Origin of the sequence: Pseudomonas sp. 91RF (genome assembly GCF_003576265.1) — a bacterium.
Lineage (GTDB): Bacteria > Pseudomonadota > Gammaproteobacteria > Pseudomonadales > Pseudomonadaceae > Aquipseudomonas > Aquipseudomonas kribbensis.
The window spans coordinates 22,992-37,910 of the sequence record NZ_QWFC01000014.1 but is presented as its reverse complement, the minus strand read 5'-3'; the positions used below and the strand labels follow the sequence as shown (position 1 = coordinate 37,910).

At 59.4% G+C, this 14,919-nt stretch carries 14 protein-coding genes; 4 read left to right on the top strand and 10 right to left on the bottom strand.

Going from position 1 to position 14,919, the window contains the following annotated elements; genetic code table 11:
- Positions 1-82 precede the first annotated feature (82 nt).
- The 5 genes from carA to grpE form a co-directional block, all read right to left on the bottom strand.
- Positions 83-1,219, bottom strand: a complete 1,137-nt coding sequence (gene carA, locus DXT77_RS03525) for a glutamine-hydrolyzing carbamoyl-phosphate synthase small subunit (RefSeq protein ID WP_085711854.1) — start codon at positions 1,217-1,219, stop codon at positions 83-85.
- A 257-nt stretch (positions 1,220-1,476) separates the two neighbouring features.
- A complete protein-coding gene (gene dapB / locus DXT77_RS03520; RefSeq protein ID WP_119426648.1) occupies positions 1,477-2,283 on the bottom strand; it encodes a 4-hydroxy-tetrahydrodipicolinate reductase in 807 nt (268 codons plus the stop codon).
- 9 nt (positions 2,284-2,292) lie between these two features.
- On the bottom strand, positions 2,293-3,417 hold the full coding sequence (dnaJ, locus tag DXT77_RS03515; protein WP_085711856.1) for a molecular chaperone DnaJ: 1,125 nt from the start codon (positions 3,415-3,417) through the stop codon (positions 2,293-2,295).
- A gap of 296 nt (positions 3,418-3,713) precedes the next feature.
- Positions 3,714-5,630 (bottom strand): molecular chaperone DnaK, encoded by a 1,917-nt coding sequence (gene dnaK, locus DXT77_RS03510; RefSeq protein ID WP_119426647.1) that lies wholly within the window; start codon positions 5,628-5,630, stop codon positions 3,714-3,716.
- Positions 5,631-5,732: 102 nt separating this feature from the next.
- A complete protein-coding gene (gene grpE / locus DXT77_RS03505; protein WP_085685597.1) occupies positions 5,733-6,302 on the bottom strand; it encodes a nucleotide exchange factor GrpE in 570 nt (189 codons plus the stop codon).
- 240 nt (positions 6,303-6,542) lie between these two features.
- Here grpE and recN point away from each other — a divergent pair, with 240 nt between their 5' ends.
- Positions 6,543-8,216: a DNA repair protein RecN gene (gene recN / locus DXT77_RS03500; RefSeq protein ID WP_085729539.1), complete on the top strand. Its 1,674-nt coding sequence runs from the start codon at positions 6,543-6,545 to the stop codon at positions 8,214-8,216.
- A gap of 75 nt (positions 8,217-8,291) precedes the next feature.
- On the opposite strand, the gene fur is transcribed toward recN, so the two are convergent.
- Positions 8,292-8,696: a ferric iron uptake transcriptional regulator gene (gene fur / locus DXT77_RS03495; RefSeq protein WP_064119476.1), complete on the bottom strand. Its 405-nt coding sequence runs from the start codon at positions 8,694-8,696 to the stop codon at positions 8,292-8,294.
- A 97-nt stretch (positions 8,697-8,793) separates the two neighbouring features.
- Between fur and DXT77_RS03490 the strand changes: the two genes are divergently transcribed.
- Positions 8,794-9,321, top strand: a complete 528-nt coding sequence (locus DXT77_RS03490; RefSeq protein WP_085711859.1) for an outer membrane protein assembly factor BamE — start codon at positions 8,794-8,796, stop codon at positions 9,319-9,321.
- Positions 9,322-9,382: 61 nt separating this feature from the next.
- Here the strand turns inward: DXT77_RS03490 and DXT77_RS03485 are convergent, their stop codons facing one another.
- Genes DXT77_RS03485 through DXT77_RS03475 form a run of 3 tightly spaced genes read right to left on the bottom strand, consistent with a single transcriptional unit; the run spans position 9,383 to position 11,535 of the window.
- Positions 9,383-9,697 (bottom strand): RnfH family protein, encoded by a 315-nt coding sequence (locus tag DXT77_RS03485; protein WP_119426646.1) that lies wholly within the window; start codon positions 9,695-9,697, stop codon positions 9,383-9,385.
- The gene (locus tag DXT77_RS03480) at positions 9,690-10,124 is read right to left on the bottom strand and encodes a type II toxin-antitoxin system RatA family toxin (RefSeq protein WP_003221509.1); all 435 of its coding nucleotides are present in this window, start codon (positions 10,122-10,124) and stop codon (positions 9,690-9,692) included. Before DXT77_RS03480 ends, DXT77_RS03485 begins: the two co-directional genes overlap by 8 nt.
- A gap of 7 nt (positions 10,125-10,131) precedes the next feature.
- Positions 10,132-11,535: a sodium-dependent transporter gene (locus tag DXT77_RS03475; RefSeq protein ID WP_119426645.1), complete on the bottom strand. Its 1,404-nt coding sequence runs from the start codon at positions 11,533-11,535 to the stop codon at positions 10,132-10,134.
- A gap of 119 nt (positions 11,536-11,654) precedes the next feature.
- Between DXT77_RS03475 and smpB the strand changes: the two genes are divergently transcribed.
- Positions 11,655-12,137, top strand: coding sequence for an SsrA-binding protein SmpB (smpB, locus tag DXT77_RS03470; protein WP_007953781.1), 483 nt, complete (start codon positions 11,655-11,657; stop codon positions 12,135-12,137).
- A gap of 50 nt (positions 12,138-12,187) precedes the next feature.
- Here smpB and DXT77_RS03465 read toward each other — a convergent pair whose 3' ends face one another.
- Positions 12,188-12,955, bottom strand: coding sequence for an FCD domain-containing protein (locus tag DXT77_RS03465; RefSeq protein ID WP_085711862.1), 768 nt, complete (start codon positions 12,953-12,955; stop codon positions 12,188-12,190).
- Positions 12,956-13,216: 261 nt separating this feature from the next.
- Between DXT77_RS03465 and DXT77_RS03460 the strand changes: the two genes are divergently transcribed.
- Entirely contained in the window at positions 13,217-14,911 is a 1,695-nt protein-coding gene (locus DXT77_RS03460; RefSeq protein WP_085729534.1) for a lactate permease LctP family transporter, read from the top strand.
- Positions 14,912-14,919 lie beyond the last annotated feature (8 nt).

Below are 14,919 nucleotides of genomic sequence, written 5' to 3'. Positions count from 1 at the left end.
ATCGATTTCTGAAGTCCCGAGGGGGCCGCCGGTTTCGGGGCCGCCCTCGAGGGGCTTCTCGCTACAGTCTCAAGGCGAGCGCTTAGCGTCGCTTGGCCATCTCGTTGATGAAGCGGTCAAACAGAGGGGCCACATCGTTCGGGCCCGGGCTCGCTTCAGGGTGACCCTGGAAGCTGAACGCGCTCTTGTCGGTACGCTCGATGCCTTGCAGGGTGCCGTCGAACAGCGATTTGTGGATCGCGCGGACGTTGGCTGGCAGGGTCGCTTCGTCAACCGCAAAACCGTGGTTCTGGCTGGTGATCATCACGACGCCAGTGTCCAGATCCTGAACCGGGTGGTTGGCACCGTGGTGACCGTGGCCCATTTTCAGGGTCTTGGCGCCGGAGGCCAGGGCCAGCAGCTGGTGACCGAGGCAGATGCCGAACACCGGAATCTCGGTTTCCAGCACTTCCTTGATCGCCTTGATCGCGTAGTCGCAAGGCTCCGGATCACCAGGGCCGTTGGACAGGAACACGCCGTCCGGATTCAGGGCCAGCACGTCGGCAGCCGGGGTTTGCGCCGGCACTACGGTCACGCGGCAGCCGCGCTCGACCAGCATGCGCAGGATGTTGACCTTGACGCCGTAGTCGTAGGCAACCACGTGGTATGGCAGCTCGGAAGCTTCGATGGTCGCGTGGCTGTCGGTTTTCAGATCCCAGACAGTGGAGCGCCATTCGTATTGGGTCTTGGTGCTGACGACTTTCGCCAGGTCCATGCCCTTCAGGCCCGGGAAGCCTTGCGCAGCGGCGATGGCCGCTTCTTCGGAGATGTTGTCGCCGGCCATGATGCAGCCGTTCTGTGCGCCTTTTTCACGCAGGATGCGGGTCAGGCGGCGGGTGTCGATACCGGCGATTGCCACAACATTGTTGGCTTTCAGGTAGTCGGACAGGGACATCGTGTTACGCCAGTTGCTCGCTACCAGCGGCAGGTCACGGATGACCAGGCCAGCGGACCAGACGCGATTGGACTCGGCGTCTTCCGGCGTGGTGCCGGTGTTGCCGATGTGCGGGTAAGTCAGGGTAACGATCTGTTGGGCGTAGGAAGGATCGGTAAGGATTTCCTGATAGCCGGTCATTGCGGTGTTGAACACCACCTCACCAACGGTCTGACCGTCGGCTCCAATGGCTTCGCCGCGAAAAATGCTGCCATCAGCAAGGGCGAGTATGGCTGGCTTAGTCAAGAAGACCTCCCGTAAATAACGCATGAAAGGGCAATCGCAGGTTGTAAAAAAGCGGAGTGACGTATGGACACGTCACCCCGCTTCTTCACTGAATTATTCTGCGCGCTTTTAGTGGACACACTAAAGCTGTAGCTTACAGAAAAAGGGATTTTTGGTCTACCGCCAATGAGCCCGAAAGGCCGGAGAATGCGACAGGGCGTCGCCAGGCGGAGCAAAACCGGCACAAACAGGGCGTTTGCGCCGGGTTCAAACAAGGTTCAACGCAGGTCGAGCACGTCTTGCATGTCGTAAAGACCCGGTTCGCGAGCATCCAGCCACAACGCTGCACGCACGGCACCCTTGGCGAATGTCATGCGGCTCGAAGCCTTATGGGTGATCTCCAGACGTTCGCCTTCACAGGCGAACAGCACCGTATGATCGCCCACCACATCACCACCACGAACAGTGGCGAAACCGATGGTTTCACGCTCACGCGCACCGGTGTGGCCTTCGCGACCATAGACCGCAACCTTCTGCAGATCACGATCCAGCGCACTGGCAATCACTTCACCCATGCGCAGGGCCGTACCCGATGGCGCATCGATCTTGTGGCGGTGATGGGCTTCGATGATTTCAATATCCGCATCATCACCCAGCACCCGTGCAGCCATGTCGAGCAGCTTCAGCGACAGGTTGACGCCAACGCTGAAGTTGGCGGCGAACACGATCGGAATATCCTTGCCCGCTTCGGCCAGCAACTGCTTCTGGGCAGCATCCAGCCCGGTGGTGCCGATCACCATCGCCTTGCCGGCCTTGCGGCAGAAGGCCAGGTTTTTCAGCATGACTTCCGGCAGGGTGAAGTCGATCAATACATCGAACTCTTCCGCGACCGATTCCAGATTTCCGGAAAGCGGCACACCGATCCGACCGAGCGAAGCCAGCTCACCGGCATCAACACCGATCAGCGTACTGCCAGGGCGGACAATCGCGGCCGTCAGACCGGTCAGCGGCGCGCACTGCTGCACGGCCTCGACCAGAATCTTGCCCATGCGCCCGGCAGCGCCCATCACAGCTATACGTCGCATGCCGACTCCTTACAGATCGCCGAAGAAGCGTTTCACACCGTCGAACCAACCGGTGGTTTTCGGGGAGTGACTGTTGTCGTCCGCCAGGGAGCTTCGGAACTCTTCCAGCAGTTCACGCTGACGACGGTTCAGATTGACCGGCGTCTCGACGGCCACACGACACATCAGGTCGCCCGCACCACCGCCACGCACTGGCGCAACGCCCTTGCCGCGCACGCGGAACTGCTTGCCGGTCTGAGTCCCTTCCGGAATCTTCAGCTTCACGCGACCGTCGAGGGTCGGGATTTCCAGTTCTCCACCCAGCGCCGCATCGACAAAGCTGATCGGCACTTCGCAGAACAGATGCTTGCCGTCACGCTGGAAGATCGCGTGCTCGCGCACGTTGATCACCACATACAGGTCGCCGGTCGGGCCACCCTGAGTGCCCGCCTCGCCTTCGCCGGACAGACGAATGCGGTCACCGGTATCCACACCGGCCGGCACTTTGACGGAGAGGGTTTTGTATTCTTCAACGCGGCCGTCACCGTGGCAGGAGTCGCACGGGTCGGAAATGATCTTGCCCTGGCCATGGCAGCGCGGGCAGGTCTGCTGCACGGAGAAGAAGCCTTGTTGCATGCGCACCTGGCCGATGCCGCCGCAAGTCGGGCAAGTCGATGGCGACGAACCTTTCTTGGCGCCCGAACCGTCGCACGGCTTGCAATTGACCAGTGTCGGAACGCGGATATTCACGGTAGTACCGCGCACCGCTTCTTCCAGATTCAGCTCCAGGGTATAGCGCAAGTCGCTGCCACGCTGGGCGCCACCACGGGAACCGCCGCGACCGCCACCGAAGAAATCACTGAAGACATCACCGAAAATATCGGAGAAGTTCTGACCGCCGAAACCGGCACCGCCGCCACCCATGCTTGGGTCGACACCGGCATGGCCGTACTGATCGTACGCCGCGCGCTTGCTGGAATCGGACAATACTTCGTAGGCCTCGTTGGCCTCTTTGAACAGCTCTTCCGACGCTTTGTCATCGGGATTACGGTCCGGGTGATGCTTCATCGCCAGACGGCGATAGGCCTTTTTCAGGTCCGCTTCGCTTGAGCCGCGCTCAACACCCAACACTTCGTAATAGTCACGCTTTGCCATAAGTCTTTGCACTCTTAAGGACGTTCGGCAAACCCCTCCTGAGCTTCGCCAAACTCGTTGAGCCCCAATACAGGCCCGGACCCAACTCACGTCTATTCAACGATCCTGGTCTTTGATTCATGCGGTATTTTCGGCGCGAAAAGCAGGAGCATTCCCGGCCATACCGCCAGCATTCGAGCCTTGTCGCATGCTGTAAAAATTCGCGTATTCCAGATACGCCAACGCGGGAGCAAGCTCCCGCGCGGCGACATCCTACCAGTCAGTGCCCAAAGGCAGTCAACCGGCCGACCAACAACTTACTTGTGGTCTTTGACTTCTTCGAACTCGGCATCGACAACATCGTCAGCCTTTTCATCTTTCTCTGCATGCGGTGCCGCGCCTTCGGCAGGCTGAGCCTGTTCGGCGTACATCTTCTGGGCAACCGGCGCGGAGACTTTCGACAGCTCTTCAACCTTGGCGTCGATGGCAGCCTTGTCGTCGCCTTTGACGGCGGCTTCCAGGGCAACCACGGCCGCTTCGATTGCAGTCTTCTCTTCTGCAGTCACTTTGTCGCCAGCGTCAGCGATCATCTTGCGAGTCGAGTGAACCAGTGCATCACCCTGGTTACGGGCAGCGGCCAGCTCCTCGAACTTGCGGTCTTCCTCGGCGTTCAGCTCGGCGTCGCGCACCATCTTCTGGATTTCTTCATCCGACAGACCGGAGTTGGCCTTGATGGTGATCTTCTGCTCTTTGCCGGTCGCCTTGTCTTTCGCGCCGACGTGCAGGATGCCGTTGGCGTCGATGTCGAAGGTCACTTCGATCTGTGGCACACCGCGTGGCGCTGGTGGAATCTCGGCCAGGTCGAACTTGCCCAGGGACTTGTTCTGTGCGGCTTGCTTGCGCTCACCTTGCAGGACGTGAATGGTCACTGCGCCTTGGTTGTCGTCGGCAGTCGAGAACACTTGCGATTTCTTGGTAGGAATCGTGGTGTTTTTCTCGATCAGCGCGGTCATCACGCCGCCCATGGTTTCGATACCCAGGGTCAGCGGGCTGACGTCGAGCAGCAGAACGTCTTTCACGTCACCGGCCAGAACGGCGCCCTGGATCGCAGCACCCATGGCAACGGCTTCGTCCGGGTTCACGTCTTTACGAGCTTCTTTACCGAAGAAATCGGTAACTGCCTTCTGCACCAGAGGCATACGAGTCTGGCCACCGACCAGAATCACGTCGTCAATTTTGCTGGCGTCGATGCCGGCGTCTTTCAGAGCGATGCGGCATGGCTCGATGGTACGGTTCACCAGGTCTTCGACCAGCGACTCGAGCTTGGCACGAGAAATCTTCACGTTCAGGTGCTTAGGACCGGTCGCATCTGCAGTGATGTACGGCAGGTTGACGTCGGTCGACTGCGAAGAAGACAGCTCGATCTTGGCTTTCTCGGCGGCTTCTTTCAGACGCTGCAGGGCCAGTGGATCGTTCTTCAGGTCCATGCCGGACTCTTTCTTGAACTCGTCGACGAGGTAGTCGATCAGACGCATGTCGAAGTCTTCACCACCCAGGAAGGTATCACCGTTGGTGGCCAGTACTTCGAACTGGTGCTCGCCGTCAACTTCAGCGATTTCGATCACGGAAACGTCGAAGGTACCACCACCCAGGTCGTAAACGATCACGGTGTGATCGCCCTTGGCCTTGTCCATACCGTAAGCCAGAGCAGCTGCGGTTGGTTCGTTGATGATACGTTTTACGTCCAGACCGGCGATGCGACCGGCGTCTTTGGTCGCCTGACGCTGGCTGTCGTTGAAGTAGGCCGGAACGGTGATCACCGCTTCGGTCACTGCTTCGCCGAGGTAGTCTTCGGCGGTCTTCTTCATCTTCTTCAGGACTTCGGCGCTGATTTGCGGCGGAGCCATCTGCTTGCCGGAGGCCTCGACCCAAGCGTCACCATTGTTGGCCTTGACGATCTTGTAAGGCACCAGCTTGATGTCTTTCTGCACGACTTCTTCGTCGAAGCGGCGGCCGATCAGACGCTTCACCGCGAACAGTGTGTTGTGCGGGTTGGTCACAGCCTGACGCTTGGCGGACTGGCCTACCAGAATTTCGCCATCGTTGGCGTAAGCGATGATCGACGGCGTGGTACGCGCGCCTTCGGCGTTTTCAATAACTTTGGCTACGCCGTTTTCCAGCACGGAGACGCAGGAGTTGGTAGTCCCCAGGTCGATACCGATAATTTTGCCCATGTTCACTCTCCCGAAACTTTGGATTTGGTTGCCGCAGCAGTGGTGGCTAACTGCGGTAATACTTAAACGCTTGACTTCTAAATGGGGGCCTTGCGGCTAATTTCAAGCCTTCTCGTCAATCGAAGGCGAAACCGGCGCCGGCGCCTTGCTGACCACGACCATCGCCGGACGCAGCAGGCGGCCATTGAGCTGATAGCCCTTCTGGAACACTTTCAGAACGCTGTTCGGTTCCAGGTCAGCACTTTCCTGCATGGCCATTGCCTGATGTTCCACGGCGTTGAACGGCTCGCCTTCCTGCGGACTTACGGCTACAAGCTGATAGCGCTTGAGGGTGTCCTGGAACATTTTCAGGGTCAGCTCAATACCTTCACGCATCGGACGGATGCTCTCGTCGTCCGGGCTCGACAGCTCAAGGCCGCGCTCCAGGCTGTCGACGATCGGCAGCAGGTCGCCGGCGAATTTTTCCAGTGCAAACTTGTGAGCTTTCTCTACGTCCTGCTCGGCACGGCGGCGGACGTTCTGCAGATCGGCAGCTACGCGCAGAGATTGATCCTGCGCGGCGGCCAATTGCTCTTCGAGCACTTGTACACGGGTCGCCAGGTCATCACCCGAAGCCTCGGGCGCCTGATTGGCTTCTGGATTTTGCGTATCTACTGTCTGTTCGTCAGCCATAGAATTCTCCTTTCAATATCGTCCGCGAGTTCGATTCGCGCTTCTGCCCCGGTATATGGGGCCGCAAAATCAGGCTTCAAGGGCTGACAATGATTAACCCTACAAAAAAGTGCTGCATTGTCATTCCCGGGCGCGATAAGCATTTGATCGGATCAAGCCAATCGAGCTAAGCGAGGGCATTGTCAGGCTGAAACAAAACACTGTATAAATAACCAGACCTAAAGCCTGGGAGCGGCCTTTATGCTGGTGCACCTGTCCGTACACAACTACGCCATCGTTGAACATCTCGATCTCGAACTCGATCGCGGGATGAGCGTGATTACCGGGGAAACCGGCGCCGGCAAGTCGATCATGCTCGACGCCCTCGGCCTGACCCTTGGCGACCGCGCCGACAGCGGCGTGGTGCGCCCGGGTGCCGACAAGGCCGATATCCTGGCGACCTTCGACCTGGCTGACATCCCCGAAGCCAGCGCCTGGCTGGCCGAGCGCGACCTGGAAATCGACGGCCCGTGCATCCTGCGCCGGGTCATCACCTCGGAAGGCCGTTCCCGTGGCTATATCAACGGCACGCCCTGCCCGCTCGGTGACCTCAAGGCCCTCGGCGAGCTGTTGATCGACATCCACAGCCAGCACGAACACCAATCCCTGCTCAAGACGGATACCCACCGTCGCCTGCTCGACGAGTACGCCGGCGCCACCGATCTGGCACGACAGGTACAACTGGCCGCCCAGCGCTGGCGCCAGACCCGCCAAGAGCTGGAGCGCCTGTCCAACTCCGGCGACGAGCAACGCGCACGTCATCAACTGCTCAGCTATCAGCTCGAAGAACTGGAAAACCTCGGTCTCGGCGAGAACGAACTGGAAGACCTTGAGCAGGAACACAAGAACCTGACCAACGCCGAAACCCTGCTGGGCATCTGCCGGCAAGTGGTCGAACAATGCAGCGAAAGCGATTCCGGAAATGTGCTGAATGCGCTGACCGCCAGCCTCAATCGCCTGTCCAGCGTGAACAACTCGATTGGTGCCTTGGGCGAAGCCAGCAGCCTGCTGACCAGCGCACAGATCCAGGTCGAAGAGGCTGTCGGCGAACTCAACCGCTTCCTCGACAACTTCGACGCCGACCCGGCACGCCTGCAATATCTGGAAGAGCGCCTGGACGCCATTTACACCCTGGCACGCAAACACCGGATCCAGCCGACCGAAGTCGCGGAGATGCAGCAAAAACTGCTGGATGAAATCGAAACCCTGAATGCCAACGACGAATCCATCGAACGACTGGGCGAAGAGCTTGCTTCATATGCCCGTCATTATCAGGAAAAGGCTCGTGAGCTGAGCGATCTGCGCCATCAGGCTGCGGGCAGTCTGGCAAGCGCGGTGGAACAGGAGATTCAACGCCTCGGCATGCCCGGCGGACGCTTCACCATCGAACTGCGCCCCAACGCCAGCGGCGAACTCCTGCCCAACGGACTCGAACAGGTCGAACTGCTGGTCAGCGCCAACCCTGGCCAGCCATTAAAGGCCTTGGCCAAAGTGGCCTCCGGCGGCGAACTCTCGCGGATAAGCCTGGCGATTCAGGTCATCACCGCCCAGACCTCACGCGTGCCGACACTGGTATTCGACGAAGTGGACGTCGGCATCGGCGGCCCTACGGCCGAGATTGTCGGCCAGTTGCTGCGACGCCTGGGCGAACGCGGTCAGGTCCTGACAGTTACGCACTTGCCGCAAGTGGCCGCGCAGGGCCATCAGCATTTGTTCGTGCACAAGGTGCGGGGCGATCAGGCGACTCACACCGCCGTCTCGAAGCTGAGCAAAAATGACCGTATAGAAGAAGTCGCACGGATGCTCGGCGGCATCGATCTGACCAAAGAGTCTCTGGCGCACGCCAAGAAGATGGTCGTTACCGCAAAGGTTTAAGCACGACAGAAAGCACGAAGGCGACCCTTGGGTCGCCTTCGTTCGTTTCGCGAACCTGAAATTCGCGCGACATGCTTACTTTTTCTTGCGTACGTACAGCACCAGGTTGTGATCTACCAACTCGACACCGTGCTCTTCGGCAATTGCCTTCTGGAGCTTTTCGATTTCGATGCTGACGAATTCGACAACCTCACCGGTTTCCACGTTGACCATATGGTCGTGGTGGCCACCGTCGGCCAATTCGAATACCGCGTGGCCACCGTCGAAGTTGTGACGGACCACGAGGCCAGCCGCTTCGAACTGGGTCAGAACACGGTAAACCGTGGCCAGACCGACGTCCTCGCCAGCTTCCATCAACGCCTTGTAGACGTCCTCGGCACTCATGTGACGCTGCTCGGTAGAGTCGAGCATTTGCAGGATCTTGACCCGTGGCAGGGTCACTTTGAGGCCGGCTTTGCGTAGTTCGCTATTTTCAACCATGGTCAGCTTTCTCGCGATGCTGCTTCGCAGCTTCTCTTAATGCGGGTATGATCGGCGTTTACGTTGTCCCAGCCAAGATAGTGGAAGTCGCCCACCGATGCAAAACACCAAGCTCTTGCTAACCAGTTTCACCTTTGTGGGACTGCTCGCACTCGCCGGTTGTTCATTCCCCGGGGTTTACAAAATCGACATCCAGCAGGGCAATGTCGTCACGCAGGACATGATAGACCAGTTACGCCCGGGAATGACCCGGCCGCAAGTACGGTTTATCATGGGCAACCCTCTGCTTGTCGACACGTTCCATGCCGATCGCTGGGATTATCTGTACAGCCTGCAACCTGGTGGCGGTGAACGCCAGCAGGAACGCATGAGTGTCATTTTCGACTCTAACGACCGCCTTGTCAGCCTGTCCGGTGACTTCATGCCGGGCGTGAGCCGTGACGAAGCCATTCTCGGCAAGGACAGTGGCACCAGCGTGACCGCTCCTGCCGAAAACGCCGAGAAGCCAAAACCGGAAAAACCGGTCAAGCCAGGCTCCTTGCTGGATCAGATCCAGAAGGACGTCGATGGTGTGGAAACCGTTCCGGTTCCGACACCAGAGCCGCTGGACACCTCGCCGCAATAATTTGCGACGCAATAAAAAACCCGGAAATTCCGGGTTTTTTATTGCCTGCAGATCGGCGCAATCACTGTTTTCCGGCTTTAGCCTCGGCAGCCTTGGCGGCCCGCAATCGGCGCACCTCTTTCGGATCAGCCAGCAGCGCTCGGTAGATTTCGAGACGATCCCCTGCCTGAACAACCCGCACATCCGGATCGGCAATCACTTTGCCGAAAATCCCGACCGGACAACCCGCCAGATCCAGCTCGGGAAAGTCGGCATCGATGCCGCTGGCCGACAGCGCAGCACGCACCGTCGAACCTTCTGCCACGCTGATCGTACGCAACACCTGACGATCAACCGCCGCGTACACCACTTCTATTTCGATCACCGGCTCAACCATGCATCTGCTTGGCGCGCTGGCAGAATGCATCTACCAGCGTGTTGGCTGCCTGATTGAACAGCGGCCCGAGCGTGGCGCGTACCAGCGGGCCGGCATAGTCGAAGGACAGATCGAGGCTGATCTTGCAGGCCTTCTCGTTCAGCGCTTTGAACACCCAGACCCCGTGCAATTGATTGAACGGACCTTCCTCAAGGTTCATCTCGATCGATTGCCCCGGCACCAGGGTATTGCGCGTCACGAAGTGCTGGCTGAGGCCGCCCTTGGCCACACCGACGCTGGCGCGCATATGTTCAGGCGAGCTTTCCAGGACTTCCGCGGACGAGCACCACGGCAGAAACTCTGGATAACGCGCCACGTCATTGACCAGGTCATAGAGAAATTGCGCCGGATAAGGCAGCAGCGCTGATCGTTGAATATGTGTCGTCATGTAAGCGTCACTTCCAGAGCTGGGTGGCAAACACTACGAGAATGCCGATGGGCGCCACATAGCGCATCAAGAACAGAGACAGGGCGAACAGCGCCGGGCTGCGAATCGACAATTCGTCACGCACCGCTTCACGCCCCATCACCCAACCGGCGAACAGCACAAAGCACAGCCCGCCGAGCGGCAACATGATCCGCGAGGTGAAGAAGTCGATCACACCAAAGAAGTCCAGACCGCCTGCGGCACCCCATTGGTAGAGATGGAACATCCCGCCTTCGTTCACGAAAAATTTCGCTTCCTTCCAGATATTGAAGGAAAACACCGTGCCCAGGCCGACAAACCAGCAGGTAAACGCCAACCAGAATGTCACCCACGCACGACTGATTTTAGTCCGCTCGACCAGATAGGCGACCATTGGCTCCAGCAGGGAAATCGCCGAACTCCACGCAGCGATCGCCACCAGAACGAAGAACACCACGCCCATCAACTGGCCGAACAGCACGTTACCGAAAGCAAATGGCAGGCTGACGAACATCAGCCCCGGACCTTCGCTCGGGTTCAAACCGCCGGCGAACACAATCGGAAACAACGCCAGACCGGCCACCAGCGAAACGAAGGTGTCGAGCAGCGCCACACCCACGACGGTGCCGGACAGCGACGCTTCCTTGGTCATGTAAGCGCCGTAGATCATGATCGAGCCCACGCCCACGCTCAGCGAGAAGAAGGCGTGACCCATGGCCGGCAGCAAGCCATCAAGGACTTTCTCCGGGTGGAAGTCGAACATGAAATGCACGCCCTCCATGAAATGCCCGGTGGTCATGCTGTAGCCCAGCAGGACGAGGACCATCACAAACAACAGCGGCATCATGATCCGCAGGCTGCGCTCAAGTCCGGCGACCACACCTTTGGCGATCACCACCGCCGACAGCAGCATGAACACCGTGTGCCACAGCGTGATGCGCCACGGGTCGGCGATGACATTACCGAAGTAGGCACCGACCTGATCGGCCGTCGCCCCCTGGAAATCCCCACGCCCCATATCAATGATGTAATCCAGCGACCAGCCGCCGACCACACTATAGAAAGACAGGATCAGCAGCGCCGTGATCATCCCGGCGAACGCGCCCCACGACCACTTGCCCGAATGCCCGGCCTCCCGCGCCAGCACCTTTAGGGCGTTGGCCGGACTCTGCCGTGCGCGCCGACCGATCAGGGTTTCCGCGAGCATCACCGGAATGCCGATCAGCGCGATACAGGCCAGAAACATCAGCACGAAGGCGCCGCCACCGTAGACCCCGACCATGTAGGGGAACTTCCAGATGCTGCCCAGTCCCACGGCCGAACCGGTCGCGGCGAATATGAAAACCCAGCGGCTAGCCCAACTGCCGTGGACAGAAACCTTGTCTGTCGACATCGTTTATCACGCCCAAGCGTTAGAAAAAGAGGCCGCATTGTCCGGGATTCAATCAACCTGCTCAAGCACGCAGCATCACCGTAGCCGACAGCCGTTTATCTCCATATAATGCCGCCCCTATGGCTAAACAGAAGAAACACCCAACAGGGACCATCGCGCAGAACAAAAAGGCGCGACACGATTACTTCATCGAGCACAAGTTCGAGGCTGGTCTGGTCCTGGCCGGCTGGGAAGTAAAAAGTCTGCGGGCAAGCAAGCTGCAACTGGTCGACAGTTACGTCCTGCTCAAGGACGGCGAAGCCTGGCTGCTCGGCAGTCACATCACGCCGTTGATGACTGCCAGCACCCACGTCATCGCCGACCCGGTCCGCACCCGCAAGCTGCTGCTCAACCGCCGCGAGCTGGACAAGCTGGCCGCCGCCGTACAGCAGAAGGGTTACGCCTGCGTGTGCCTGTCCTGGTACTGGAGCAAGCACATGGTCAAGTGCGAAATCGCTCTGGGCAAGGGCAAGAAGGAATACGACAAGCGTGATACCGAACGCGAACGCGACGCCGGTCGCGAATTGCAGCGTGCGGTGCGCAACAAGGGCAAGGAAGACTGATTCCTCTGCCTGAATGACCGTTCCCGTGCCCGGCACGGGAACGGTCATGCTTACATCCCCTTGCGCCGCTCGGCCCGAGCCATGCGCTGCACTTCCTGTCGCACTTCTTCCAGCACTTCCTGCACATACAGAATGTGTCGGCTGGAAACCTCTCGCGCCTGCTCCGCACGCCCTTCGATAATCGCCTGATACAGTTCCCGATGCTGCGTGATCAGCATGTCGCGGGTTTCCGTGCGCTGCTTGTACATGCCGCCGATGTTGGTCACCACGTTGCGCTTGAGCAGGTCGAACAGCCCGCGAATGGTGTGCAGCAACACAGCGTTGTGGCTGGCCTCGGCGATGGCCAGGTGGAATTTCGCGTCCGCCGCGCCCTCTTCCGCCCGACTCACTTCGTCATGGCGCGAGTAGCAGTCCTGTAATTCTTCAAACGCGGCGGTCAGTCGCTCGCGATCCACATCGGTGGCACGCAATGCCGCGTAATAAGCGCACGACGCCTCCAGCGTGTGGCGAAACTCCAGCAGATCGCGCTGGGCCTCCGGATTGCTTTCCAGCAATTGCAGCAAGGGATCACTGAAGGTCGAGCCCAGGCTTTCCACCACGTAGTTGCCGCCGCCCTGCTTGCTGACCAGCAGCCCCTTGGCCGCCAGTTTCTGGATCGCCTCGCGCAGCGAAGGTCGGGAAACACCGAACTGCTCCGCCAATGCGCGCTCCGCCGGCAGGCGCTCGCCAGACTTCAGCGTGCCCTCGAGGATCATCCCCTCGAGCCGCTCGACAATATCGTCAGACAAACGGCGCTGACGTATCTGATCAAACCCCATCACTCAATTCTCCACGAGCCCGACCACTCGCCGGGCTCTCTATTCTGGCCTATCGGCGCCTTGCCGACACCTGCCAGATGAAACGCCCCGGACCGGATCAGATCGAGTCTGCACCGGTGATTCGACGAAAGTTTCAGGGCGGCAAATTGACACACCGACATCAAGGCTTTTACCCTAGCCAACAGCGATTGTAAATTGGTCTTACCAATTAACCAAGAACGCTGACAGTGCCTGACCAACAACAATTAGGGGCCACCCCATATGCAAACCTGGCAACAGCTCTACAGCCCGCTCGGCAGTCTCGGCGTGTCCGCACTCGCGGCCGTCATCCCCATCGTTTTCTTCTTCCTCGCCCTGGCGGTGTTTCGCCTCAAAGGTCATGTCGCCGGCAGCATCACGCTGGCGCTGGCGATTCTTGTGGCGATCTTTGCGTTCCAGATGCCGGTCGATATGGCGTTCGCCGCCGCCGGGTATGGTTTCGCCTATGGTCTGTGGCCGATTGCCTGGATCATTGTCGCGGCGGTGTTCCTCTACAAACTGACGGTCAAGAGCGGTCAGTTCGAAGTCATCCGCAGTTCGGTGCTGTCGATCACCGATGACCAGCGTCTGCAGGTGCTGCTGATCGGTTTCTGCTTCGGTGCCTTCCTCGAAGGTGCGGCCGGTTTCGGCGCGCCAGTGGCAATTACCGCAGCATTGCTGGTAGGACTGGGCTTCAACCCGCTGTACGCCGCAGGCCTGTGCCTGATTGCCAACACCGCGCCGGTCGCGTTCGGTGCCTTGGGGATTCCGATCATCGTCGCCGGGCAGGTCACCGGTATTGACGCGTTCAAGATTGGCGCCATGACCGGCCGCCAACTGCCGCTGCTGTCGCTGTTCGTGCCGTTCTGGCTGGTGTTCATGATGGACGGCCTGCGCGGCGTGCGTGAAACCTGGCCTGCCGCGCTGGTTGCCGGCCTGAGCTTCGCCGTGACCCAGTACTTCACGTCGAACTTCATCGGCCCGGAACTGCCGGACATCACCTCGGCCCTGGCCAGCCTGATCGCACTGACCCTGTTCCTGAAAGTCTGGCAGCCAAAACGCACTGCGGGCGCACAGATCGCCGGTGCAACCTCGAACGTCGCGGTCACCGCCAGCGTCGGCGGTTTCGGCCAGAAACGCACCACCATCGAATCCCCCTACAGCCTCGGGGAAATCTTCAAGGCCTGGTCACCGTTCCTGATCCTCACCGTACTGGTCACCATCTGGACCCTCAAACCGTTCAAGGCGATGTTTGCCGCTGGTGGTTCGATGTACGCCTGGGTGTTCAACTTCGCAATCCCGCATCTGGATCAACTGGTGATCAAGACTGCGCCGATCGTCGCCACACCGACAGCCATCCCGGCAGTGTTCAAACTCGACCCGATTTCCGCCACCGGCACGGCGATTTTCTTCTCCGCGCTGATCTCGATGGTCATCCTGAAGATCAATTTCAAAACTGGTCTGACCACTTTGAAAGAGACCTTCTACGAACTGCGCTGGCCAATTCTGTCGATCGGCATGGTGCTGGCGTTTGCCTTCGTCACCAACTACTCCGGCATGTCTTCGACCATGGCTCTGGTACTGGCAGCGACCGGCGCAGCGTTCCCGTTCTTCTCGCCGTTCCTCGGTTGGCTGGGCGTGTTCCTCACCGGTTCCGATACCTCGTCCAACGCGCTGTTCAGTTCGCTGCAAGCGACCACTGCGCACCAGATCGGGGTCAACGACACCTTGCTGGTGGCGGCCAATACCAGCGGCGGCGTGACCGGCAAGATGATTTCGCCGCAGTCGATTGCCGTGGCCTGCGCCGCGACCGGACTGGTGGGCAAGGAATCCGATCTGTTCCGCTTCACCCTCAAGCACAGCCTATTCTTTGCAACGATTGTCGGCCTGATCACCCTGGCCCAGGCCTACTGGTTCACCGGCATGCTGGTGCACTGATAACGACA